The 24351-nt window shown below is 67.4% G+C and carries 23 protein-coding genes; 13 read left to right on the top strand and 10 right to left on the bottom strand.

The window, feature by feature from the left end; translation table 11 throughout:
• Window positions 1–4 precede the first annotated feature (4 nt).
• Window positions 5–1612, bottom strand: coding sequence for a carboxyl transferase domain-containing protein (locus tag G3N96_RS19505; RefSeq protein WP_089426732.1), 1608 nt, complete (start codon window positions 1610–1612; stop codon window positions 5–7).
• A gap of 31 nt (window positions 1613–1643) precedes the next feature.
• Window positions 1644–2825 (bottom strand): isovaleryl-CoA dehydrogenase, encoded by a 1182-nt coding sequence (locus G3N96_RS19500; RefSeq protein WP_124584876.1) that lies wholly within the window; start codon window positions 2823–2825, stop codon window positions 1644–1646.
• A 170-nt stretch (window positions 2826–2995) separates the two neighbouring features.
• Here G3N96_RS19500 and G3N96_RS19495 point away from each other — a divergent pair, with 170 nt between their 5' ends.
• Window positions 2996–3742, top strand: a complete 747-nt coding sequence (locus G3N96_RS19495; RefSeq protein ID WP_206138180.1) for a TetR/AcrR family transcriptional regulator — start codon at window positions 2996–2998, stop codon at window positions 3740–3742.
• Window positions 3743–3807: 65 nt separating this feature from the next.
• On the opposite strand, the gene G3N96_RS19490 is transcribed toward G3N96_RS19495, so the two are convergent.
• Window positions 3808–4296 carry a MarR family winged helix-turn-helix transcriptional regulator gene (locus G3N96_RS19490; protein ID WP_124584880.1) on the bottom strand — a complete coding sequence of 163 codons (489 nt, stop codon included), beginning with the start codon at window positions 4294–4296 and terminating at the stop codon, window positions 3808–3810.
• A 199-nt stretch (window positions 4297–4495) separates the two neighbouring features.
• Between G3N96_RS19490 and G3N96_RS19485 the strand changes: the two genes are divergently transcribed.
• From G3N96_RS19485 to G3N96_RS19465, 5 genes are all read left to right on the top strand, one after another.
• On the top strand, window positions 4496–5575 hold the full coding sequence (locus G3N96_RS19485) for an aromatic ring-hydroxylating dioxygenase subunit alpha (RefSeq protein WP_206138188.1): 1080 nt from the start codon (window positions 4496–4498) through the stop codon (window positions 5573–5575).
• The gene (locus G3N96_RS19480; RefSeq protein WP_206138179.1) at window positions 5572–6537 is read left to right on the top strand and encodes a PDR/VanB family oxidoreductase; all 966 of its coding nucleotides are present in this window, start codon (window positions 5572–5574) and stop codon (window positions 6535–6537) included. The genes G3N96_RS19485 and G3N96_RS19480 overlap by 4 nt, the downstream gene beginning before the upstream one ends.
• 49 nt (window positions 6538–6586) lie before the next feature.
• Window positions 6587–7648, top strand: coding sequence for an aromatic ring-hydroxylating dioxygenase subunit alpha (locus tag G3N96_RS19475; RefSeq protein ID WP_206138178.1), 1062 nt, complete (start codon window positions 6587–6589; stop codon window positions 7646–7648).
• Window positions 7649–7804: 156 nt separating this feature from the next.
• Window positions 7805–9148, top strand: a complete 1344-nt coding sequence (locus G3N96_RS19470; RefSeq protein WP_206138177.1) for an MFS transporter — start codon at window positions 7805–7807, stop codon at window positions 9146–9148.
• A 102-nt stretch (window positions 9149–9250) separates the two neighbouring features.
• On the top strand, window positions 9251–10345 hold the full coding sequence (locus G3N96_RS19465; protein ID WP_206138176.1) for a porin: 1095 nt from the start codon (window positions 9251–9253) through the stop codon (window positions 10343–10345).
• 26 nt (window positions 10346–10371) lie between these two features.
• On the opposite strand, the gene G3N96_RS19460 is transcribed toward G3N96_RS19465, so the two are convergent.
• Entirely contained in the window at window positions 10372–10818 is a 447-nt protein-coding gene (locus tag G3N96_RS19460) for a hypothetical protein (protein ID WP_089441649.1), read from the bottom strand.
• A gap of 401 nt (window positions 10819–11219) precedes the next feature.
• On the opposite strand from G3N96_RS19460, the gene G3N96_RS19455 reads away from it, so the two are divergent.
• On the top strand, window positions 11220–13406 hold the full coding sequence (locus G3N96_RS19455) for a TonB-dependent siderophore receptor (protein WP_206138175.1): 2187 nt from the start codon (window positions 11220–11222) through the stop codon (window positions 13404–13406).
• Window positions 13407–13567: 161 nt separating this feature from the next.
• Here the strand turns inward: G3N96_RS19455 and G3N96_RS19450 are convergent, their stop codons facing one another.
• The 3 genes from G3N96_RS19450 to G3N96_RS19440 form a co-directional block, all read right to left on the bottom strand.
• Window positions 13568–15490, bottom strand: a complete 1923-nt coding sequence (locus G3N96_RS19450; RefSeq protein ID WP_206138174.1) for an SMP-30/gluconolactonase/LRE family protein — start codon at window positions 15488–15490, stop codon at window positions 13568–13570.
• A gap of 240 nt (window positions 15491–15730) precedes the next feature.
• Window positions 15731–16036, bottom strand: coding sequence for a hypothetical protein (locus G3N96_RS19445; protein WP_206138173.1), 306 nt, complete (start codon window positions 16034–16036; stop codon window positions 15731–15733).
• A 109-nt stretch (window positions 16037–16145) separates the two neighbouring features.
• On the bottom strand, window positions 16146–17339 hold the full coding sequence (locus G3N96_RS19440; protein ID WP_206138172.1) for a porin: 1194 nt from the start codon (window positions 17337–17339) through the stop codon (window positions 16146–16148).
• Window positions 17340–17643: 304 nt separating this feature from the next.
• Here G3N96_RS19440 and G3N96_RS19435 point away from each other — a divergent pair, with 304 nt between their 5' ends.
• The 4 genes from G3N96_RS19435 to G3N96_RS19420 all read left to right on the top strand — a co-directional run bounded on the left by G3N96_RS19435 (window position 17644) and on the right by G3N96_RS19420 (window position 20342).
• Window positions 17644–18276: a LysE family translocator gene (locus tag G3N96_RS19435; protein ID WP_124584899.1), complete on the top strand. Its 633-nt coding sequence runs from the start codon at window positions 17644–17646 to the stop codon at window positions 18274–18276.
• A 12-nt stretch (window positions 18277–18288) separates the two neighbouring features.
• Entirely contained in the window at window positions 18289–18822 is a 534-nt protein-coding gene (locus tag G3N96_RS19430) for a GNAT family protein (protein ID WP_206138171.1), read from the top strand.
• A 111-nt stretch (window positions 18823–18933) separates the two neighbouring features.
• Window positions 18934–19668: a metallophosphoesterase family protein gene (locus G3N96_RS19425; protein WP_206138170.1), complete on the top strand. Its 735-nt coding sequence runs from the start codon at window positions 18934–18936 to the stop codon at window positions 19666–19668.
• 62 nt (window positions 19669–19730) lie between these two features.
• Window positions 19731–20342, top strand: coding sequence for an alpha/beta fold hydrolase (locus G3N96_RS19420; protein ID WP_206138169.1), 612 nt, complete (start codon window positions 19731–19733; stop codon window positions 20340–20342).
• An 84-nt stretch (window positions 20343–20426) separates the two neighbouring features.
• Here the strand turns inward: G3N96_RS19420 and G3N96_RS19415 are convergent, their stop codons facing one another.
• Together G3N96_RS19415 and G3N96_RS19410 are read right to left on the bottom strand one after the other, a co-directional pair.
• Entirely contained in the window at window positions 20427–21749 is a 1323-nt protein-coding gene (locus G3N96_RS19415) for an ATP-binding protein (RefSeq protein ID WP_206138168.1), read from the bottom strand.
• Window positions 21746–22486, bottom strand: a complete 741-nt coding sequence (locus G3N96_RS19410) for a response regulator (protein ID WP_034190595.1) — start codon at window positions 22484–22486, stop codon at window positions 21746–21748. Before G3N96_RS19410 ends, G3N96_RS19415 begins: the two co-directional genes overlap by 4 nt.
• Before the next feature lie 227 nt (window positions 22487–22713).
• Between G3N96_RS19410 and G3N96_RS19405 the strand changes: the two genes are divergently transcribed.
• A complete protein-coding gene (locus tag G3N96_RS19405; protein ID WP_206138167.1) occupies window positions 22714–23295 on the top strand; it encodes a thioredoxin family protein in 582 nt (193 codons plus the stop codon).
• A gap of 54 nt (window positions 23296–23349) precedes the next feature.
• On the opposite strand, the gene G3N96_RS19400 is transcribed toward G3N96_RS19405, so the two are convergent.
• Entirely contained in the window at window positions 23350–23988 is a 639-nt protein-coding gene (locus tag G3N96_RS19400; RefSeq protein WP_206138166.1) for an FMN-binding negative transcriptional regulator, read from the bottom strand.
• Window positions 23989–24109: 121 nt separating this feature from the next.
• On the opposite strand from G3N96_RS19400, the gene G3N96_RS19395 reads away from it, so the two are divergent.
• Window positions 24110–24351, top strand: a 242-nt coding sequence (locus G3N96_RS19395) for a winged helix-turn-helix domain-containing protein (RefSeq protein ID WP_206138165.1), incomplete at its 3' end; no start/stop codon positions are given.

Genomic DNA, 24351 nt, shown 5'->3' with positions numbered 1-24351 from the left:
GCCGTTACATGCGGAACACGCCGAAGCGTGTGTCTTCGATCGGCGCGTTCATCGACGCGGCGAGGCCGAGGCCCAGCACGTCGCGCGTCTGCGCGGGGTCGATCACGCCGTCGTCCCACAGCCGCGCGCTCGCGTAATACGGATGGCCCTGGCGCTCGTACTGGTCGCGGATCGGCTGCTTGAACGCATCCTCTTCCTCGGCGGACCACGAACCGCCCTTCGCCTCGATGCCGTCGCGGCGCACCGTCGCGAGCACCGACGCGGCCTGCTCGCCGCCCATCACCGAGATGCGCGCGTTCGGCCACATCCACAGGAAGCGCGGGCCGAATGCGCGACCGCACATCCCGTAGTTGCCGGCGCCGAACGAGCCGCCGATGATCACCGTGAACTTCGGCACCTTCGCGTTCGACACGGCCGTCACCATCTTCGCGCCGTGCCGCGCGATGCCTTCGTTCTCGTACTTGCGCCCGACCATGAAGCCCGTGATGTTCTGCAGGAACACGAGCGGAATCTTGCGCTGGCAGCACAGCTCGATGAAATGCGCGCCCTTCACGGCCGATTCGGAGAACAGGATGCCGTTGTTCGCGACGATCCCGACCGGGTGGCCCCAGATGTGCGCGAAGCCTGTCACGAGCGTCGTGCCGTAGCGCGCCTTGAATTCGTCGAACTCGGAATCGTCGACGATGCGCGCGATCACCTCGCGCACATCGAACGGCTTGCGCGTATCGACCGGAATCACGCCGTACAGGCTCTTCGCGTCGTAGCGCGGCGGCTTCGGCTCGCGCAGCGCCACCGGCGACGCGATCTTCGGCGCGAGGTGACCGACGATGTTGCGCGCGATCGACAGCGCATGCGCGTCGTTCTGCGCGAGATGGTCGGCCACGCCCGACAGGCGCGTATGCACGTCGCCGCCGCCGAGATCCTCGGCGCTCACTTCCTCGCCGGTCGCCGCCTTCACGAGCGGCGGCCCGCCGAGGAAAATCGTACCCTGCTCCTTCACGATGATCGACTCGTCGCTCATCGCCGGCACGTACGCGCCGCCTGCCGTGCACGAGCCCATCACGACGGCGATCTGCGCGATCCCCGCCGCCGACATCGTCGCCTGGTTGAAGAAGATGCGGCCGAAGTGGTCGCGATCGGGAAACACGTCGTCCTGGTTCGGCAGGTTCGCACCGCCCGAATCGACGAGATACACGCACGGCAGCCGGTTTTCCGCGGCGATTTCCTGCGCGCGCACGTGCTTCTTCACGGTGACCGGATAGTAGGTGCCGCCCTTGACCGTCGCGTCGTTGCACACGATCACGCATTCGCGGCCGGCGATCCGGCCGATCCCGGTGATGACGCCCGCGCCCGGCGCGTCGTCGTTGTACATGCCGTTCGCCGCGAGCTGCGAGAACTCGAGGAACGGCGCGCCCGGATCGAGCAGTTGCGCGATGCGGTCGCGCGGCAGCAGCTTGCCGCGCGACAGGTGCTTGTCGCGCGCGGCCTGGCCGCCGCCCTGCGCGAGCTGCTCGATCTTCGCGCGCAGGTCGGCGACGACCGCCTCGAGCGCGGCGGCATTCGCGCGGAAGTCTTCCGAGCGCGGGTTCAGTTTCGATTCGATGATCGGCATCGACGGGGCTCCGTTCGCGTGACGTGGGGCGTTACAGCGTTTCCGCGAACAGCTCGCGGCCGATCAGCATCCGGCGGATCTCGCTCGTGCCGGCGCCGATCTCGTACAGCTTCGCATCGCGCCACAGGCGCCCGACCGGGTATTCGTTGATATAGCCGTTGCCGCCGAGAATCTGGATCGCCTCGCCGGCCATCCACGTCGCCTTCTCGGCCGTGTAGAGGATCACGCCCGCGCAATCCTTGCGCACCTGGCGGATGTGGTCGCTGCCGGCCGAGTCGAGGTGGCGGCCGACCGCGTACAGGTACGCGCGGCACGCCTGGAACGTGGTGTACATGTCGGCGACCTTGCCCTGGATCAGCTGGAATTCGCCGATCGCCTGGCCGAACTGCTTGCGGTCGTGGATATACGGCACCACCGCGTCGAGGCACGCGGCCATGATGCCGGTCGGGCCGCCGGACAGCACCGCGCGTTCGTAGTCGAGCCCGCTCATCAGCACCTTCACGCCGCCGTTGAGCTGCCCCAGGATGTTTTCCTCCGGCACTTCGACGTCCTGGAACACCAGCTCGCCCGTGTGCGAGCCGCGCATGCCGAGCTTGTCGAGCTTCTGCGCGACCGAGAAGCCCTTCATGCCCTTCTCGACGATGAATGCGGTGATGCCGCGCGAGTTGGCTTCGACGTCCGTCTTCGCGTAGACCACCAGCGTGTCGCAATCGGGGCCGTTGGTGATCCACATCTTCGTGCCGTTCAGCACGTAGCGATCGCCGCGCTTGTCGGCGCGCAGCTTCATGCTGACGACGTCGGAGCCCGCGTTCGGCTCGCTCATCGCGAGCGCGCCGATGTGTTCGCCCGACACGAGCTTCGGCAGGTATTTCTGCTTTTGCGCTTCCGTGCCGTTGCGGTGGATCTGGTTCACGCACAGGTTCGAGTGCGCGCCGTACGACAGGCCGATCGACGCCGATGCGCGCGAGATCTCTTCCATCGCGACCATGTGCGCGGTGTAGCCCATGTTCGCGCCGCCGTATTCCTCGGCCACCGTCATGCCGAGCACGCCGAGATCGCCGAACTTCTTCCACAGATCCATCGGAAACTGGTCGGTGCGGTCGACCTCCGCCGCGCGCGGCGTGATTTCCTTCGCCGCGAACGTCGCGACGGCGTCGCGCAGCATCTCGATGTCTTCACCGAGCATGAATTGCACACCGGGCAGGTTGATCATGTCTCCTCCGTCTCCAGAAAGTGTGTGGTACTCACCGATTTCTGAGTTTCGCTCAAATCGAATGAATACCTATATTCATTGACCGATACAGCGTAAATTTTGCACAGTTTCGCGCTTCGTCGGCTTCGGCGTCAATAGTTTTTTGAGTGACACTCAGATATCATGCCGAGATGACAGCCGCTACCGCCGACACCATGACCGCCACCGTCAAAGCCGACCGCGCCGACCCCTCGCGCGCGCCCGCCGGGCGCAAATCCCAGCAACGCGTGCAGGACATCCTGCGCGCCGGCCGGGAAGTGTTCGCCGAAAAAGGTTACGAGCATGCGACGGCCGCCGAGATCGCGCAGCGCGTGGGCGTGTCGGAGGCGACGGTGTTCAGCTATTTCCGCGGCAAGCGCGAGCTGTGTGCGCGCGTCATCGCGGATTGGTACGACGAAAACATCGCCGCATTCGAGGCAGGGATGCCGCAGGACGCGTCGGTCCGGCAGCAGTTCGCGTTCATCGTGCGCACCCACCTGCGGCTGATGCTGGTGAACGGCACGGGCCTGTGCGCGCTGGTGCTGTCGGAAGGCCGCGCGAAGCAGCATGCGCTCAGCGACGAGCTCACCGCGCTGCAGCGCCGCTACACCGCGCCGCTGATGGACGTGCTCGCGCGCGGCCAGGCGGCCGGGCAGGTACGCACCGACCTGCCGCTGAGCCTGCTGCGCTCGATGGTGTTCGGCCCGATCGAGCACGTGCTGTGGGATGCGATCCTCGGGCACCGCAAGCTCGATACGGAAACGACGGCCACGCAGCTCGTCGACATGCTGTGGGCGGCCGTGCAGCCGCCGGCGCCGGAACAGGCGGCGCTCGTGCGCTTCAGGAACGAAGTGGCGGAAGCCGTGCGGCGGCTGGAAGGCGACAGCACGCGCGGGTGACGCGCGGCGGGTGACGTGCCCGCCGCCTCATCGCCGCTTGCCCATCGTCAGAGGGTTCGGGGCCGCTATGACTCGTCGCCGACGCGCAGCGGCGCGCGGCTCTGCTCGTTGTTCAAATGGACGAACTTGCGCAACAGGCGCACCAGTTCCTGCGAATCGTCCTCCCCCATCCCGTCGAACAGGCCGGCACGCAATTCCTTCACCGACGGAATCAGATGCGTGAGCAGTTCGACGCCCGCCGGCGTCAGCAGCAAGCGGCGCTGACGCCGCGGCAGCACTTCGCGCACGATCAATCCCTTCGCTTCGAGCCGGACCGCGATATCCGCGGTCGTCGACGTGTCGAGCGCGACCCGCTGCGCGAGCGTTACCTGATCGAGCCCCGGGCACTCGTAGAGCATCCGCAGGACCGCGTACTGCACCGGCGTCACGTCCCGGCCCAGCTTCTCGTAGAACATCGCAACCGCGATCTGGTGTGCGCGCCGGATCAGGTGCCCGGGTTCGTCGTACAGATCGAGCGGGAAAGCCGGTGCGTCGGCGGGAGTCGTTTTTTTCATGAATGAGTCGATGACGTAAGCGGCGCGTGCCGGTGGCGCGCGCCGACGGCATGGCGCTGCCTCGCGCCATTTCCCGGGAAAACCAGTATACCGCTCGCCTTGCCCCCGCCAATCTCGGTGAGTACACTGAATCTCATTCAGTACACGGAATATTGAGATGCCGCGTACCAGCGGCATCGACCTGAAGGAGACGACGAACGTGTTTCTCAAGAATGCTTGGTACGTGGCATGCACGCCCGATGAAATCGACGGCAAGCCGCTGGGCCGCAAGATCTGCAACGAGTCGATGGTGTTTTACCGCGCGGCGGACGGCCAGGTCGCCGCGCTGGAAGACTTCTGCCCGCATCGTGGCGCACCGCTGTCGCTGGGATTCGTGCGCGACGGCGTACTCGTGTGCGGTTATCACGGGCTGGAAATGGGCTGCAACGGCAAGGCGGCCGGCATGCCCGGCCAACGTGTCGGCGGCTTCCCGCCGATTCGCAGCTTCCCGGCGGTCGAGCGGCACGGATTCATCTGGGTCTGGCCGGGCGATGCGTCGGCAGCCGATCCCGCCAAACTGCCCGCGCTGGCGTGGGCCGAGGATCCGGCCTGGGCTCACGGCGGCGGCCTGTATCACATCCGCTGCGACTACCGGCTGATGATCGACAACCTGATGGACCTCACGCACGAAACCTACGTGCATGCGTCGAGCATCGGCCAGAAGGAAATCGACGAAGCGCCGCCGAAGACCACCAGCCACGGCGACGAAGTCGTCACGAGCCGCTTCATGGAGAACGTGATGCCGCCGCCGTTCTGGCGGATGGCGCTGCGCGGCAACGGGTTGGCCGACGACGTGCCGGTCGACCGCTGGCAGATCTGCCGCTTCGCGCCGCCGAGCCACGTGATGATCGAAGTGGGCGTCGCGCATGCGGGCCACGGCGGCTACGACGCGCCGGCCGACCTGAAGGCGTCGTCGATCGTCGTCGATTTCATCACGCCCGAGACGGACACCTCGATCTGGTATTTCTGGGGGATGGCGCGCAACTTCCGGCCCGACGATCACGCACTGACCGCCGACATCCGCGAAGGCCAGGGCAAGATCTTCGCCGAGGATCTCGAGATGCTCGAGCGCCAGCAACTCAACCTGGAGCAGTGGCCGGATCGCAAGCTGCTCAAGCTCAACATCGACGCCGGCGGCGTGCTGTCGCGCAAGGTGATCGAGCGGCTGCTCGCCGACGAGCACGCGTCGAGCCCGGCGCGGCCCGTGATTCCGGTCGCGCAGGTCAGGGAGGCGTCATGAGCACCGCGACGCTGACGGTCCGCGTGGCGCGCAAGTGGCAGGAAGCACGCGACATCTGCGGCTTCGAATTCGTCAGCGATGACGGCTCGCCGCTGCCGCGCTTCGACGCCGGCGCCCATATCGACGTGCATCTGCCGGGCGGCTTCGTGCGCCAGTATTCGCTGTGCAACCACCCTGAGCACGGCGATCGCTATCAGATCGCCGTGCTGCGCGATGCCGACGGCCGCGGCGGGTCGCGCGCCATTCACGACGCCGTCCGGCAAGGCGATACCGTCCGGATCAGCGTGCCGCGCAATCAGTTTCCGCTCGCCCCCGACGCGCCGCACCACCTGCTGCTCGCAGGCGGGATCGGCGTCACGCCGATCCTCAGCATGGCGGAACGGCTGTTCTCGTCCGGCGTCGCGTTCGACATGCATTACTGCGCGCGCTCGACCGACCGCATGGCCTTCGTCGATCGGATCAGCGCGGCCGGGTTCCATGATCGCGCCCGCTTCCACGTCGACGATGGCGCGCCCGAGCAACGCTTCGACCCGGCCGCCGTGCTCGCCGCGGCGCCCGAAGGCACGCACCTGTACGTATGCGGGCCGCGCGGCTTCATGGATGCGGTGTTGAACGCCGCGCGCGAGCGCGGCTGGGCGGAAGCGCGACTGCACTACGAGTTCTTCGGCGGCGCGGTGGCGGCGTCCGGCGCGGATCGCGCGTTCCGGGTCCGGATCGCGAGCAGCGGCCAGGTGATCGACGTGCCGGCCGAATGCACGGTCATCGCCGCGCTGGCGGCAAACGGCGTCGACGTGCTGACGTCGTGCGAGCAAGGCGTCTGCGGCACGTGCCTGACACGCGTGCTGCAAGGCGAGCCCGAGCATCGCGATGCGTATCTGACCGACGAGGAAAAAGCCGCCGGCGACCAGTTCATGCCCTGCTGCTCGCGCGCACGAACCGACCTGCTGGTACTCGATCTGTAGACGGACACGCCCGACTCGAGGCGGCCCACCACCATACTGGAGACGATCAATGGCGCAACCTGCCCGGCCATCAATCAATACTGCTAAATTCCCGGCCGACCGATGGTGGGTCGCCGCACTGTCATCCGAACTGACGGACAAACCCGTCGCCCGCACGCTGCTCGGCCATCCGGTCGTCCTGTTCCGGCTGCCGTCCGGAGAGGTCGGTGCGCTGGAGGATCGCTGCTGTCACAAGTCGCTGCCGCTGTCGTGCGGCTCGCTCGAAGCACGCGGCCTGCGCTGCGGCTATCACGGCCTGCTGTTCGACCGCGGCGGTGCATGCGTGGAGATTCCCGGGCAAGACCGGATCCCGGCCAAGGCGTGCGTGTCGTCGTATCCGGTGCAGGAGCAGGACGCGATCGTCTGGATCTGGATCGGCGCCAACGCGCACGCTCGACCGACCTGCGCGCCGCCGCGCTACGCGTTCCATACGGATCCGCAATACCGGTTCGGCGGCGGCCAGTACCATTACGACGCGCCGTATCAACTGATTCACGACAACCTGATGGACCTGAGCCACCTCGGCTATGTCCATCTGAAAACGATCGGCGGCAACGCGGCACTGCACATGGGCGCGGAAACCCGCGTCAGCAGCGACGGCGACACGGTGACACTGGTGCGCCGGATGCCGGATTCCGTCCCGCCGCCGACCTACACCGCCGCATGGCCGTTCGCGGCCCGCGTCGATCGCTGGCAGGAAATCGAGTTCCACGTGTCGCACATCCGGATCTGGACCGGCGCGATCGACGCCGGCACCGGCGACCTGCACGATCCGGCACGCGGCGGCCTTCACATGCGCGGCTTCCACGGCATCACGCCCGAGACGGAAACGACGACGCACTACTTCTGGACCGTCGCGACCAATCCGCAGCACGACGTCGAACGCGTCGCGCAAACGGTCATCGACCAATCCGCGGCGACGTTCGACGAGGACAAGGCCGTGATCGAAGCGCAATACCGGAATCAGCTGCGCTTTCCGGACGGTCGCCAGCTCGACATTCACGTCGACGCGGGCCCCAATCGTGCGCGGCGCGTGATCGAGCGGCTGCTGCTGCAACCCGAACCCGCGTAAGCATCTTGCCGGCGCACTAGCGGCGCCTGCCGGCCGCAGCGGGTGTTCCCCGCGGCTGCCCGTCAGCCCACGCATTCGCTTTTGTCCCATTCGCTGCCGCCGGCTACGATGCCATTCCATTTGATTAGTCTTACTATTTTATGAAGGGTCTTTGACGTGAGCGCAAATATCCGCAATACGATCGACGCATCCCCGATGAGCGCGTTCCAGACGATGGCCGTCACGGCCTGCGTCGTGCTGAACATGCTCGATGGCTTCGACGTGCTGGCCGTCGCGTTTGCCGCACCGCACCTGGCGGCCGAATGGAAATTGAGCGGCAAGGAAATCGGCCTGCTGCTGAGTGCCGGGCTGGCCGGCATGGGGATCGGATCGGTGCTGATCGCGCCGCTGGCCGACCGCGTCGGCCGCCGCCGCATCATCCTGCTCTGCCTCGCCGTGATCTCGACCGGGATGCTCGCCTGCGCGGCCACGCACAGCACGCTGCAACTCGCCGTCGCGCGTGCGTACACGGGGCTCGGCATCGGCGGCATGCTGGCGAGCCTGACCGTGATCAGCGGCGAGTACGCATCGAACAAATGGCGCAGCGCCGCGATCGGCATGCAGTCGACCGGCTACGCGATCGGCGCCACCGCCGGCGGCGTCATCGCCGGCACCTTGCTGTCGACGTGGGGATGGCGCAGCGTGTTCGCGTTCGGCGGCATCCTGACCTTGCTGGCGATCCCGATGGTGCTCGCGCTGCTGCCGGAATCGCTCGATTTCCTGCTGGCGAGGCGTCCGGACCACGCGCTGCAGAAAATCAACCGCATCCTCTCAAGAATGAAGCGCGCACCCATCGACGCGCTGCCGCCCGCGGCCTCGTCGATCGACACCGCAAGCCCCGCGTCGGGCTGGACGGCCGTGCTGCGCGCACCGCTCGCGCGCCGCACGATCGCGTTGTGGATCGCGTTCTTCCTCGTGATGGGCAGCTTCTACTTCGTCGTGAGCTGGACGCCGAAGCTGCTGGTCCAGGCCGGGCTGTCGGCATCGCAGGGCGTCACCGGCGGCGTACTGCTCAACCTTGGCGGCATTGCGGGCGCCTCGCTCTTCAGCCTGCTGTCGACGCGCGTCGGCCTGCGCAACCTGTTGGGTGCGACCCTGCTGCTCGGCGGCGCGCTGATGGTCGTGTTCGGCGCGAACACGGGCTCGCTCGGGATCGGGATGGCCGTCGCGGTGTTCCTCGGCGCGGTGATCAACGCGTGCGTGGCCGGCATGTACGCGCTGTCGCCGACACCGTACCCCGCCGAAATCCGCACGACCGGCATCGGCCTCGCGGTCGGCATCGGCCGCCTCGGCGCGATCCTCTCGCCGATGACGGTCGGTGCGCTGCTGGACGACGGCTGGTCCGTATCCCATCTCTATCTCGCGTTCCTCGTGCCGATGGCCGGCGCGGCAATCGCCGTCGTCATGGTGGGCGCGCGTGCCGCTTCACCGCGCCCGCAACGCGACCCGGCGATGTCGTAACACGCGACGCCAGCCGTCTTGCCGATACCTGTCGGCACCCCGGATTCGTCCGGGTCACTATAAAAATCGATAAGCATAGCTACATACTGTTTGGAGACAGTCATGAAAACGAAACTGGGCGTCGCGCTCGCGACGGCAATGGCGCTGGCCGGACCGGCCTGCGCGCAAAGCAGCGTCACGCTGTACGGGATCATCGATACCGGCGTGTCCTACTTCAACAATGCCGCGCATGGTGGATCGTTCACGGGCATGCCGACGCTGACCGGCGAGGTGCCGTCACGGTGGGGGCTGAGAGGCACGGAGGATCTCGGCGGCGGCTACCAGGCCTTCTTCGTGCTCGAAAACGGTTTCCAGCCCGGCACCGGCGCACTGAACTACGGCGGGCGCCTGTTCGGGCGACAGGCGAACGTCGGCGTGAACGGTCCGTTCGGCGCGCTGACCCTCGGCCGCCAGATGAACATGTCGATGATCGTGCTGACCAATGCCGACGTGATCGGCCCGTCGATTCACTCGATGGCGGATTTCGATTCCTATCTGCCGAACGCGCGCAGCGACAATGCGATCGGCTACAAGGGCACGTTCCACGGCGTGACGCTCGGCGCCACCTACAGCTTCGGCCGCGACGCGGCCGGGCCGGCCGGGCCGTCGGCGACGGGCTGTGCCGGGCAGGTAGCCGGCGACTTCGTCGCCTGCCGCCAATACACGGCAATGCTCGCGTATGACGCGAGCAACTTCGGGATCGCCGCGTCGCACGACGTGATGCGCGGCGGCGGCGGCGCGCTCGCGCCGCTGAACAATCCGGCGTACACCGACACGCGCGACATCGTCGCCGGCTACGTGAAGATCGGCCCGGCGAAACTGGGCGCCGGGTGGATCCGCCGCAACCTCGCGGCGGCCGAACACCTGCAGGCCGATATCGTGTTCGCCGGCGGCACGTATTACGCGACGCCCTACCTCGCGCTCGACCTGCAGGGCGTACGCTACCTGCAGCGCCGCGAAAACAGCGAAGGCGGCACGAATGCCACGCTGCTCGTCAGCCGCGCGAACTATTTCCTGTCGAAGCGGACGACCGCCTATACGTCGGTGGGCTACATGTTCAACAGCAAGCTGGCTGCGAACGCGGTCGCCGCCGGTGGGACGGTCGGGACCGGGATGAACCAGCTCGGCGTGATGGCCGGCATCCAGCAGAAGTTCTGAACGCCCGACACAGCGCCGGCGCGGGGTCAGTTGGCGAGGCGGCAGTGCGAGAGCTTCAACCCCGGCAGCACCGGCGCATCGATATAGCCTTCGTTCACGCAACTGAAGCGGAACGCCGCCGACGTGACGAACGGCTTGATCTCGCCGCCGGGGAATTTCGGCTTCAGCGCATCCTGGTCGGCCACGTCGAAATGCGTGTCGAACTGTTCGCCGTCGGCCGTCAGCGCGCCGAAATAGGTGCCGCCCGGGTCGCCGCCCATCCGGATCACGGCGCCGACGAACAGGAGGCGCTTGCCGTCGTACTTCGTCTTCGCGGCGGCCATGTCCTGCGTATAAGCCTCGATAACGGCGCCGTAATGCGCGTCGATCGCGGGCTCGGTGTCCGATGCGGCGCAGGCGCTCTGGCAAACGCCCGCCAGCATCGTGCATGCCGCAAGCGCGGCCGCCGCGAACGGCGCGGAAATCTTCTTCATGGGTGGTCTCTCCCGTCTAGCGTGGTGGTTGAAGTGATTGAAGCCCGGCGCTGGCGCCGGACGAATTCGCTTCCGTTGGTTTAATCGTTCGAATGGCGGAACACGGCTGCGATCACTTCTCCACCCGCAGGGTCGTGTGCGGTGCGCAGCGTCGCGCTGAACGCGACGTGACAGGAAGGTGACATGGTGCGGCCCCCGGCTCTCTCATTGAATTTCACTGCGTCTGATTTTGGTCGCTACGGTAGCAGACGGCCGACGGCCCGGCAACCAAGGTCCCCATGGCGCAGACCTCTTCATTACAATTGCAAATGATTCTCATTACATATATTATTCGCGTCCTGGTCATGGCGAAACGCCGCGGCCCGCGCCCCGATCCTTAGCACTCCGTCCTGCATCGATTCATGCCATCCCGCCGAACACCCCGCCGCGCCCGGACCCTGCGTCCGTGGCACACGAGTCTGCCCGCCCTGATCACCCTGTGCGTCGCGAGCGGCACGCATGCGTCCGCCGCCGAACGCGCTGACGCCGAACCCGCCGCCGCTTCCGCTTCCACACCCGCGCCGCCGGCCGCGCGCGAACTCCCGGCGATCAGCGTCAGCGCATCGGCAACCGCCGATCCGACGGTCGGCTATCAGCCGCGCACCACGAGCATCGCGGGCGGCGACAACCGTTCGATCAAGGAGATTCCGCAATCGGTCGCGGTGGTCAGCAGCAGCGTGATGCAGGACCAGCAGGCGCGCACGCTCGACGACGTGCTCGGCAACATCAGCGGCGTCACGCAAACGAACACGCTCGGCGGCACACGCGACGCGTTCATCAAGCGCGGCTTCGGGTCGAACAACGACGGCTCCGTGCTCGTCGACAGCGTGCGCACGCCGGTGCTGCACAGCTATCTCGCGACGATCGACCGCGTCGAAGTGCTGAAGGGCCCGGCGTCGCTGCTCTACGGGATGCAGGATCCCGGCGGCGTGATCAACCTCGTCACGCGCAAGCCGGAAGACACGTTCGGCGGGTCGATCTCCGCGTCGCGCACGAGCCACGGCGGCAGCAGCGCGACGTTCGATCTCACGGGCCCGCTCGGCCACCCGGGCCAGGTCGCGGGCGGCACGCTCGCGTTCCGGCTGACCGGCCAGTACGACACGAGCCGCTACTGGCGCAGCTTCGGCCGCCAGCGCGACGCGCTGATCGCGCCCGCGCTGTCGTGGCACGACGCGAACACGTCGATCGACGTCAGCTACCAGTACGTCGACTACACGACGCCGTTCGATCGCGGCACCGTGCTCGTGAACGGCCAGCTCGACGATGCGCTCCGCTATCGCCGCTACGAGGAAGCGTGGTCGCAGAGCACCGGCATCCAGGAAACGCTGCGTGCGCGCGTCGAGCACCGCTTCTCCGATGCGTGGCGCGTGCGTGCGACCTACGGCTGGGGCCGCGATCGTTACGATCAGTACATTACCCGCGCCACCGCGTTCAACAGCACGACCGGCGCACTGACGCGCTCGTCCGATGCGAACCTCGGGCGCAACGATTCCGACCAGATCGCGACGCTCGGCCTGCTCGGCAACGTGACGCTCGCCGGGATGAACCATGCGATCTACATCGGCGGCGAATACGAGCGGCAGCGCAGCTTCCGCGGCGACACGATCCGCGGCAAGGCGACGAAGGGCTTCAATCTCTACGATCCGGTGTACGACCTGCTCGCACCGGGCGGCATACCCAACCCGAAGCAAAGCGATTCGCGCTCGCTGGTGCATGCGTATTCGATGATCGTGCAGGACTCGGTGAAGCTCACTGACCGCCTCACCGCGGTGGGCGGGCTGCGCTGGGAAAACTGGCAGCAGGAATCGGGGATGGGGCGGCCGTTCGTGTTCGCCGACCGCTCGCGCGGCACCGTGTGGCTGCCGCAGTTCGGGCTCGCCTATGCGCTCACGCCGGCGTTGACCGCCTACGCGAACGTGAGCCGCTCGTTCAAGCCGAACGTCGCCACGAACGTCGCGGCACCGCTCGCACCGGAATACGGCCGCGTGCTCGAGGCCGGGCTGAAGTTCAGCCTGAAGCCGGCGATCACCGGCACGCTCGCGGTCTACCAGATCGACAAGCGCAACGTCGCGGTCACGGTCGGCGATCTAACGTCGACGATCGGCACCGCGCGCTCGCGCGGGATCGAGCTCGACGTCGCGGGGCAGATCACGCGCCACCTGAGCGTGATCGGCAGCTATGCGTATACGAACGCGACCGATCGCGACAGCAACACGCCGCTAACCAACGTTGCGCGCCATACGGGCAGCCTCTTCGCGGTATACGATACGGCGATCGCGAACCTGCCCGGCCGCTGGCGCTTCGGCGGCGGCGCACGTCTGGTCGGTGCGCGCTCCGGCGACACCGCAAACAGCTTCACGCTGCCCGGCTATGTGACCGTCGACGCATTCGCCGCCTACGAAACGACGATCGGCAAGTTCCCGACCCGCTTCCAGCTCAACGTGAAGAACCTGCTCGACAAGACCTACTACCCGTCGAGCAACAACAACCTGATCATCGCGGTCGGCGAGCCGCGGCTCGTCACGCTGACGACGACGGTGTCGTTTTGAGGGGCTGATGGGCTGATGCGGGCATGGGCTGGCCGGCAAGCGTCGGCCCACCGGCAAACCCATCCGATTTAAATAATCAGGTTTCCATATCAATACGGACAATATCGTTCGACAAGCGCAAAATCCAGGCCGTGCCGTACGCGACCGCACGGCCTGCACATTCACGGATGCCAGCGATACACGATCATGCTGGTGCCGTTGTAGTTGTCCTTCGTGATCACGTATTCGCCGGTCGAGCGCAGGTACGCGCGGATCCCGTACATCGAGTCGACGTCGTTGCCGACGTCCATCGCCGACGTGTTCGAGTTGGTCAGCGTCGTCACGAGCGCGCCGGTGTTGAGATCGAACACGTCGACGTTCGGCACCGTGTGCACGTAGCCGACGAACAGGTAATGGCCGGCCGCAGCGATCGATTTCGGGTTCGCGCTGGTCAGGTTGATCACCGGGTTCGGCGCGGTCGTGTTGCCGTTCTTCCAGCCGTGATAGACCTCGATGTGCCCGTTCATCGCGGTCCAGTCCCAGTTGTTCGCGAGGCCCTGCGCGAGGATCATCGTGTCGCTGTCCGCCTGGTAGACGATGCGCGTCGTCGGCGCCACGGTGCTCGGCACGGGCGTCGTCACCGGCTTGCCCCACGACGGCTTGCCGGTCGCATCGAAGCCCGTCATCGGGTAGCGGGTGATCGCGTTGGAGCCGTTCAGCCCGGCCCACACGTCGCCGTTGCCGTCGATGTCGAAACCGGTCGTGACCTGCAGCGTCGTGTTGAACGGCTTGCCCGGCAGCGAGCCGGCCGGGTTCGCGATATAGCCGGTCGCCGGCGTGAAGTAATAGAAATTGAAGTTGCCGGGGTTCTGGCCCGACGCGACGAGAATCCGGTTGCCGCCCACCATCACGAGCTGGCCGAAGTGCTGGCCGCGCTGGTAGTCGTTCATGTCGAGGCGCGGGTCCTTCGGATAGGTGAACGGGTCGACCGTGTTCGCGACGAACGTACCGCCCGCCGAGCCCGTATACACGTTGTTGCCGCTGTAGAAGAACGCGCCGTCGGTCGCCGGGTCGGGCGCGGCGATCGCCTCGAAGTTCAGCGCCTGCAGCTTCCATTGCAGCGCGCCGGTCGGGCTGTACGAATGAAGATCGGTGCTGCCGTTGCGCCCGAGGTCCCAGCCGCCGCCCCACGCGTTGTTGAGCACGTACAGGTTGCCGCCCGAATCCTTGCCGATGCCGACCACGCGCGTGAAGCGCTTGTCGCCGACCTGCCCCTTGATGCCCGAGGTCGTGTCGAGATAGCCGCCCTGCACGCCGAACGTGCCGACCTGCTGCGGCAGCCCGGCGAGGCTGTAGAGCTTGATGTTCATGTCCGGGCCCTGGTCGCCTACCAGCAACTGCCCTGTCGACGCGTCGAAATACAGCGCCGACGGCCGCGCGCCGGCCGCCATCTGGATCGTGTTCATCAGCGTGCCGGCGGCGCTGTACTGCACGACCACGCCCGCGCTCATGCGCGCGACCCACAGGTTGCCCGTCGCATCGAGCGCCAGCGCGCCGGGCCCGGTCACGCCGATGTCGCGCTGCCACACGCCGTCGGTCGTATAGACGCGCACACGGTTGCCGTAGAAATCGCTCGCGTACAGCAGGTTGCCGGCCGTCGCGAGGCCGGTGATCACGTCCGGGTTGGGGAGGCCCGTCCACGTGCTGACCGGGATACGCAGGTCGCGTTTGTTCGTACTGCGATCGTAGCGGCCGACGGAGCCGCTGCCGAAGTTGCGGTTGTAGCCGAGCGCGACGAAGATCGACGTCGCGTTGCCGGTAATCGCGCCGCCCTGGAATTCGTCGTGGATACCGATCGTGCCCATCGTCTGGCCGTTCTGGTAGAGCGCGACGCCGCCCGCGTTCTCGTCCCAGCGCGACGACGTGTAGATCACGCCCTCGGGCGCGACCCACATCGAGCGCGCGGCATTGCCGACGTGCTGGGCCAGCGTGCCGTACGTGTTCGCGAGCCAGTCGGTCGAGTATTGCACCTGCGCGTGACTCGCCGGCGCCAGCATTGCCATGCACATTCCCAGCAACGCCGCCCGAATTTGTTTCATTGACATGAATAATGCTCCCGAACGTTCAATGGTCGACACTGTAAATCGCGGCACGTGAAATATTGGTGATTCCGGCTAAAGCACATTCGCCGCCCTCCCGAATTATTCACTCCGTTCTTTTTGCCGTCCGGCGCTTTTCCGTCAACGATGGTCAAACCCGCTCACCGCGCCGCAGCAGCTTGCCGGGCGCACGGTTTCTGCGCTTTTTCCCCGGCATTTTCTTCCGGTTCACTCAATAAGAATGCGTCATTTTTTCTGAAATGCCCGCATTGCCTTTTTCATTCCCCGGAAATGGGCCAAATGATTACAAATCGAAATTGAAATGAAAGAGAAAAAATAATATCCGGTGCAATCGCGTCGTCGCGATTCGGCACGGCGGCATGCGGCGGGAGGAAGGGGAGGAAAGCGGAATACGGTGGAGCAAACCAAACGACCGCGCGCCGGCCATGCCGGCACGCGGCCGCGATCGTTCAGCTTGCGTCGTCGGGCGTCGGGCGTCGGGCCGGCCCGGCCGTCGAGGCATTTCGGCCGCGCGTCGACGACGTCGATCACGCGGTGCCGGGCCGGTAGTCCGGGAAAGGCGGCGGCAGGTCAGGAGCCTGCATGCAACGTCGCCGGCATCGTCTGCGGGCAACGTTGCGCCCGCAACGATCGCTTTACGTCAGAACTTCTGGCGCAGGCCGAGGCTGACGATGGCCTGCGAGCGCGAATCGGACGAGTGGCCGTTCGCCTTGTCCGACACCGACGCGGTCGCGGCCACCGGGTGGCCGAGCGCGTCGAGCGTCATGCCCGATGCATGCTGGTACGCGCCGAGCAGGTACACGCTGGTGCGCTTCGACAGGTCATACACGGCGCCGAGCGTGACGTTGTGATACTGCGCGCGATCGTCCACGCCGTCGACGTCGCTGCCGCGCGTGTAGCTGTAGCCCGCGAACAGTTGCGTCTGCGGGCGCACGTTCCAGCGCGTGAACACGCCGGCGACGTTGAACGTCGCGTGGCCCGTGAACAGCGACTGGCCGCCGCTGCGGTACTGCACGTTGCTGTAGTTCACGCCGACGACGGCCGGCCCGAAGTCATACGTCGCGCCGGTCGCGATGACCTGCTGCGATTGCGCGCTCGCATAGCCTTCGTTGATCGACGAATTGAACAGCCCGTCGTCGGTGCTCTGCCACTTGCCGGCCGTCGGGTCGGTCGCGCCCGTCTTGCTGTTGTCCGACCGCTCGTAACCGACGCCGACGCGCAGCGGGCCCGCGGCGTACGCCGCGCCGACGCTCCACGTGTTGCGCTGCTTCATGCTGCCCGGCTGGCTGCCGAAGCCGTACAGCGCGCCGAACGTGAAGCCCGAGTAGTTGGCGCTCGTGTACTTGATCGAGCTGTCGACCCGCGCGGTCTGGTCGAGGTCGTCGATGTCGCCCGGGTGCGCGCCGAAGCCGCCGATGAACGACGACGGGCCGACCGGGCTCACGAAGTCGTCGAGCGACGTGTACTGGCGGCCGAGCGTGACCGTGCCGTAGCGGTCGCTGCCGAGGCCGACGAACGCCTGGCGGCCGAACTGCCGGCCACCCTGCCCCGACGTGCCGTTCGTGATGTCGAAGCCGTTCTCGAGGACGAACAGCGCGCGCATCCCGCCGCCGAGATCCTCGGAACCCTTGATCCCCCAGCGGCTGCCGGACAGGTTGCCGGTCGTGAGCCCGACGCTCGAGTGGCCTGTGTACGCGCCCGCGGAGCCGACCCGCTCGTTGCTGCGATAGGTCACGCCCGCATCGACGATGCCGTACAGCGTGACGGAGCTTTGCGCGGCGGCGATGCCCGCGAGCGAGAGCAGCAGCGGGGCTGCGATCAGTTGCTTGTTCATGATTGTCGTGTCTCCGGGCGTTGAACCCGTTGTTCTGGCTGTCAGTTGCGAGTAGCGCGCGGGCGGCGAGATGTGCCGGCGGTGCGAGGCGGGCCGCGTCCGCGCGCGACGACGCGGCGGGCATGCCCGCTGCGGCCGCCATGGTAGTTGGAACCGGTTCCCATCGAAAGCACAATAATGAAAACAGTTTCTTGCCAAAATCGAGATAGTCGCGCAGGCGGCCTTATTCGCAGCGCGCCGTACCTGTACAGCCCGGGCGGGCAAACCGATAATCGAACGCGCGCCATCCACCGGGAGTGCCTTCATGCATGAGACGACCCTGCTGATCTTCGCCGCTGTCGCGTTCGTCGGTATCGCGACACCCGGCCCCACCGTGCTGCTCGCGCTGACCAACGGCTCGCGCTACGGCGTGCGCCGCGCGGCCTACGGCTTCGCGGGCGCGATGCTGTCCGACTTCGTGCTGATCGTCGCGGTCGCGCTCGGCCTCGGTGCGCTGCTGATGGCGTCGGCGTTCTGGTTCTCGGTGGTGAAGTGGCTCGGCGCTGCGTATCTCGCGTACGTCGGCATCCGGCTGCTGATGTCGAAGGGATCGCTCGACGTCGCCGCCGCGCACGGTGGCGACGCATCCGGGCGCAACGCGTCGATCTTCGCGAAGAGTTTCCTCACGGCGGTGACGAACCCGAAGGGCTATCTGTTCTTCTCCGCCTTCCTGCCGCAGTTCCTCGATCCGTCCGCGCCGCTCGCGCCGCAATACGTCGCGCTCGCGGTCACGTTCGCGCTGCTCGACGGGGTCGTGATGTTCGGCTACGCGCTGCTCGGCGCACGCGCGGTGCGGCTGCTGAAGCGCGCGGGAGCGCTGTGGCTCGAACGTACGTGCGGCGCGATGCTGCTCGCGCTCGCCGGGTCGCTGGCGCTGTATCGGCGTCATGCGGCATAGGCGCGGATGCCGATGAAAATCGCTGCGCCGCCCCGCTCCGGCCTTCCCGGCCTGTCGCTCCGTCAGATCGAACGCGCCGACCTCGACGCGTGGTTCGCATACCTGACGAACCCCGACGTCTACCGCCACACGAGCTGGAGCCTGCGCTCGCCCGACGATCTGCTGCCGCTGTTCGACGCCATCGAATCGACGGACCCCGATTCGATCCGGCGTCTCGCCGTGATCGACGACGCATCGGGCGTGCTCGCCGGGACGATCGGCCTGCATACCGTCTCGACCGTGAACCGCTCGGCGGAAATCGCATACGACCTCGCGCCGTCGCACTGGGGGCGCGGAATCGCGAGCGCGCTGTGTACGTCCGTCACCGAGTGGGCATTCGCCGCGGGCTTCATGCGCATGCAGGCCGTCGTGCTGACCAGCAACGCAGGCTCCGCGCGCGTGCTGCAGAAATGCGGCTACCGGTACGAAGGGCTGTTGCGCGCGTACAAGATGGTGCGCGGCACGCCGGGCGATTTCGCGATGTACGCGCGCCTCGCGACCGACTGACACACCCATCGCGGCGTCACGTCAAACCGCTCACCGCGTCGCATGCGCACGCCATTGGACGGCCTGCGCCGAATTGGCGACAATCGCCGTTCCCTTCCTCGACGACCCATCATGAAAATCGCCGCGCTGTCCGACATCCACGGCAACCTCGCCGCACTCGACGCGGTGCTCGACGACGTCCGCCGCCGCGGCGCGGACGTGATCGTCAATCTCGGCGACATCCTGTCCGGCGCGCTCCATCCGCCCGAAACGGCCGACCGCCTGATCGCGCTCGACCTGCCGACCATCAAGGGCAATCACGAGCGGCAACTGCTCACCGGCGATCGCGCGTCGATGCGGCTGTCGGATCGCTGGGCGCACGACACGCTGCGCGCCGATCATCTGGAATGGATCGCCGCGCTGCCCGAACGCATGACGCTCGGCGACGACGTGCTGATGGTGCACGGCACGCCCGACAGCGACCTCGTCTATTTCCTCGAAACGGTCACGCCCGGCGGCTGCCGCGCGGCCACGCCCGATGAAATCGCGCGGCGCGCGGGCGACGAACCGGCGTCGCTGATCCTGTGCGGCCACACTCATATCCCGCGGACGGCCAGGCTCGACGACGGCCGGCTGATCGTCAACCCGGGCAGCGTCGGGCTGCAGGCGTACGCGGACGACCTGCCGCATCCGCATCGCATCGAGACGGGCTCGCCGCATGCGCGCTACGCGATGGTGTCGCGCACGGCCGCCGGCTGGACCGTCGAATTCCATGCGGTCGAATACGACTGGCACACGGCGGCCGCCACCGCGGCCTCGCGCGGGCGCGACGACTGGACCGTCGCGCTGCGCACCGGCCGGTGCTGATCCGCCCGGCTCACGTCGCGCGCCCTTCCGCTTCACTTCACTCACCGGGAAATCGCACCGCCATGCCCGTTCCGTCGCAACTGCTTTTCCTGCCCGGCGCATCGGGCAGCACCGCCTTCTGGGAACCACTTGCCGGCCTGCTGACGCATCCGGCCGAACGCCGGATCGTCGGCTACCCGGGCTTCGGCGACACGCCGCGCGATCCGGCCGTCGACGATTTCGACAGTCTCGTGCGGCATGTGCTGGAAACGATCGATCGGCCGACCGCCGTGATCGCGCAATCGATGGGGGGCGTGATTGCGATGCGCGCGGCGCTCGACAAGGCCGAACTGATCACGCACCTCGTGCTGACGGTCACATCCGGCGGCCTCGACATGGCCGGGCTCGGCGCGCAGGACTGGCGCACCGGTTTCGCGGAAGCGAACCCGCAGCTTCCCGACTGGTTCCTGACGTTCCGGGCGGACCTGTCGCGGGATATCGGCCGCATCGCGCAGCCGACGCTGCTGCTGTGGGGCGACGACGACCCGATCAGCCCCGTCGCGGCCGGCCGGCGCCTGCTCGAACGACTGCCCGACGCGCGGCTGCATGTCCTGCATGGCGGCCGGCACGATCTCGCGGCCGTGCATGCGCAGACGCTCGCGCCGCTCGTCGATGCGCATCTGCAGCGCGTGTGACACCGCACACCGCAGCTTCAACGGCAGCGCCGGTTTCGATTTCGGCGCACACCTGAAACCGCACCGCTCGCTCACCGCATCCCGTCACCCCGCATTCCTCAACGTCAGCCGCGCCTCGAGCCCGCCGCCGTCCGCCCGGTTGTTCAGCGTGAGCGTGCCGCCCATCGCCAGCGCGAGCTGCCGCGCGATCGCGAGGCCGAGCCCCGTGCCGCCCGTCTCGCGGTTGCGCGACGTCTCCACGCGCCGGAACGGCTCGAACACCGCGTCGAGCTGGTCGTCCGGAATGCCGGGCCCGCGGTCGAGCACGGCGATCACCGCGCCGCCGTCCGGCGCGGCGTGCACGTCGATCTCGGCCGCGCCCGCGAACTTCAGCGCGTTGTCGACGAGGTTGCCGACGATGCGGCGCAGCGCCTTCGGCCGCGTGACGAGCGCGAGCGGCGCGCGGCTGTGCAGCGCGACGTCCTGCCCCGCATCCGTGTAGTCGCACACGATGCTGTCGAGCAGCGCATCGAGATCGATACGGCGCGCGGCTTCCTCGTTGCCGTGCAGCGTCCGCGCGTACGCGACGCCCTCCTTCACCAGATGCTCCATCTCGAGCAGGTCCTGGCGCAGCTTCGCGCCCTGCGCATCGTCCTCCATCATGTCGGCGCGCAAGCGCATCCGCGTGATCGGCGTCTGCAGGTCGTGCGAGATCGACGCGAGGATCTGCATGCGCTCGGCCATGTACTGCGCGATGCGATCCTGCATCGCGTTGAACGCGCGGGCGGCGCGCGCGACTTCCGACGGCCCGTCCTCGTTCAGCCGCTCGCCCTTCAGGTCGGGGCCGAGCGCATCGGCGGCCTGCGCGAGTTGCTTGAGCGGCCGAGTCGCGAGCCGCACCGCGAGCCAGCAGCACGCGGCCAGCACCGCGAGCTGCAGCACGAGCACGACCGGCAGCCAGCCCGACAGCGGCACCGTCGACATCGGATGGATGTCGATCGTCAGCGGCGACCCGTCGGTCAGGCGCAGATGCACCTGCAGATGTTCGCGGTCGCCGGGAATCGCGTTCGCGGTCAACGGATAGTCGCCGCCGATGCCGTCGGAAATCGAGCGCTCGACGCGCGCCGACAGCCGCGCTTCCGGCGGGGTGCCGGTCTCACCTGGCCCGAGGATGAACGCGTAGCTGCGCCGCGCGAGGCGCGGCACCCACGCGGCCCGCTCGGCCGGCGGCAGGTGGTCGAGCAGCGCGACCGAGCTCGCGACCTCACGCTCGATGTAGCCCATCATCAGGTTGGTGGTCGCCTGGTCGCGCTCGGTCACGGTGAGCCAGAACGACAGCGTCTGCGCGAGCGCGAGGCCCACGCACAGGATCAGCGCGAGCCGCGCGAACAGCGAGCGCGGCCAGTGCCACGGGATGCGCGCGCTCATGGCGTACCGTCGACGGCAGTCACGGCCGACGAGAACACATAGCCCTCGTTGCGCAGCGTCTTGATGTAGCGCGGTTCGCGCGCGCCGTCGCGCAGGCGCTGGCGCAGCCGGCTCACGAGCAGGTCGATCGACCGGTCGAACGGATCGGATTGCCGACCCTGCGTGAGATTGAGCAACTGGTCGCGCGTCAGCACGCGCTGCGGGTTGTCGAGGAACACGCGCAGCAGCCGGTATTCGGCGCCGCTCAACGCGACCAGCGTACCTTCCGCATCGAGCAGGTGGCGTCCGGTCGTGTCGAGCCGCCATTCGCCGAACGCGAGCATCTCCGCGGTTTCCGTCACCTGCATGCCGGGCGGCAGCATGCGCGCGCGGCGCAGCACCGAGCGGATCCGCGCGAGCAGTTCGCGCACCGCGAACGGCTTGGCCAGGTAGTCGTCGGCGCCCATCTCGAGACCGATGATGCGGTCGGTCTCCTCGCCGCGCGCGGTCAGCATCAGCACGGGCACCGTGCGGAACTTGCCGGCGCGCAGGTCGCGACACAGCGTGAGGCCGTCCTCGCCCGGCATCATCAGGTCGAGCACGATCAGGTCGGGCGCGCCGTCGTCCAGCACGTTGCGCATCTCGCGGCCGTTCGCGGCCAGCGACACGCGCATGCCGTTCTTCTCCAGGTAATCCGCGATCAGTTCGCGGATCGCGCGGTCGTCGTCGACGATCAGCACGTGGTCGATCTTGTCCATGAGTCGTGGTCGGTGTCGAGGTATTCGGGCAGGTGATGTCCGCTTTTATACCGCACGGCGGGCATCCGTTTGTATCCCAATGTATCGCGCCGCCGTGACGACACACAACATTGCACACGCGTGGCTCGTCGGACACATCGCAGATACGTCGGCGCCGCTTAATGGGGCCTGTCGAAACCCGTCCGGCCGCCGCCACCGCGCGGCGGCCTCCCGCTCAGGAGAACGCCATGCTGCCCCGACTCAAGATCGCCGCCCTCGTCATCGCCCTTGCCGCCACGGCCGGGCTCGCCGCCTTCGCGGGCACCCGCGACGACGCGGGCATGCCGACTTCGCAGGCCGGCGTGGCCGCACCCGATTTCACCGGCATCGACCGCTGGCACAACAGCGCGCCGCTGACGCTCGGCCAGTTGCACGGCAAGGTCGTGCTTGTCGACTTCTGGACGTACTCGTGCATCAACTGCATTCATACGATTCCGTACGTGAAGGAGTGGGACCGGAAGTATCGCGACCAGGGGCTCGTCGTGGTCGGCGTGCATACGCCCGAGTATCCGTTCGAGCGCGACGCGGGCAACGTCGCCGATGCGATCAAGCGCTTCGGCATCCAGTATCCGGTCGCGCAGGACAACCGCTACGACACGTGGCGCGCGTACGGCAACCAGTACTGGCCCGCGCTGTACCTGATCGACGCGAACGGGAAGGTCGTCTATACGCGCTATGGCGAAGGCGGGTACGACAAGACCGAGGCCGCGATTCGCGGCGCGCTCGCGCAGGCCGGTGAAGGCGCGAAGGGCGCGACGCGCACGCAATGACGGGGCGCGGGCGAGCGTGGCGCTGGCCCACGCATGCCTGCCCGCCACGCGCGCTCACCCGCGCTTCGCGTCGGCCGCCGCGATCATTGCTTCCCCGATCGCGAGGTTGCCGTTCGCGACCAGCGCGTCGCCCGCGCCGCGGATATCGGCCACGTCCTTGTTCTGCCCGAGCTTGCGCTTGCCGACGAGCCGCGTGATCTCGATCTGCAGCCCGACGATCGCCTGCAGCATCGCGTCGAGATAATCCGCCGGCGCGTCGCCCATCTTCCACGGCACCGGCTGCGACGCCTCGTGCGTGCGCGTCAGCCGGGCGACCACGCCGCGCACGAACTTCGCGTCGTCGCGCACCGTGATGCGGCCGTGCGCATGCACGACCACGTAGTTCCACGTCGGCACCTGCCGGTGCGCGACATGCTTGCTCGGATACCAGGTCGGCGAGATATACGCGTCGCCCGCGCGGAAGATCACGAGCACCTCGTCGCCGTTCGCGACGTCCTGCCAGACCGGATTCGCGCGCGAGACGTGCGCATGCAGTTCGCCGAGACCACCGTCGCCGGGCAGCAGTTCGAACGGGATGTGATTCGCGTCGAGCCCGCTCTTGCCGTGCGTGATCAGGCTGCCGAACGGATGCTGCACGATCAGCTCGCGCAGCGCGTCGGGGTTGGGTTCGTTGAAATCGGCGGGGACGTACATGGCGGCTCCACGGTCATGCGGGTGGGAATGGATCGGGCGCTGGCCCGTCATGCGCCGATTGTGGCGCCAAACTGGTTTATGCTGTAGAGCCGGTTTGAAACAATTTCAGCAGACCAGAATCATGGCAAGAACGGCCCGGAACGTCGATATCCCGTCGCTCGGCGTGCTCGATCGTGCAGCCGGCGACCTGAGCCGCCAGCTCGCGCAGGCGCTGCGCGACGCCGTGCGGCGCGGCGACGTCCATCCGGGCGACGCGCTGCCGTCCACACGGCTGCTCGCCGCGTCGCTGCAGGTGGCGCGCGGCACCGTCGTCGATGCGTATGCGCAGCTCATCGCCGAAGGCTTTCTCGACTCGCGCGGCGG

Origin of the sequence: Burkholderia sp. Se-20373 (assembly GCF_017104705.1) — a bacterium.
Taxonomy (GTDB): Bacteria; Pseudomonadota; Gammaproteobacteria; order Burkholderiales; family Burkholderiaceae; genus Burkholderia.
The sequence above is the reverse complement of the archived record's forward strand: the minus strand, read 5'-3'. Positions and strand labels throughout refer to the sequence as shown.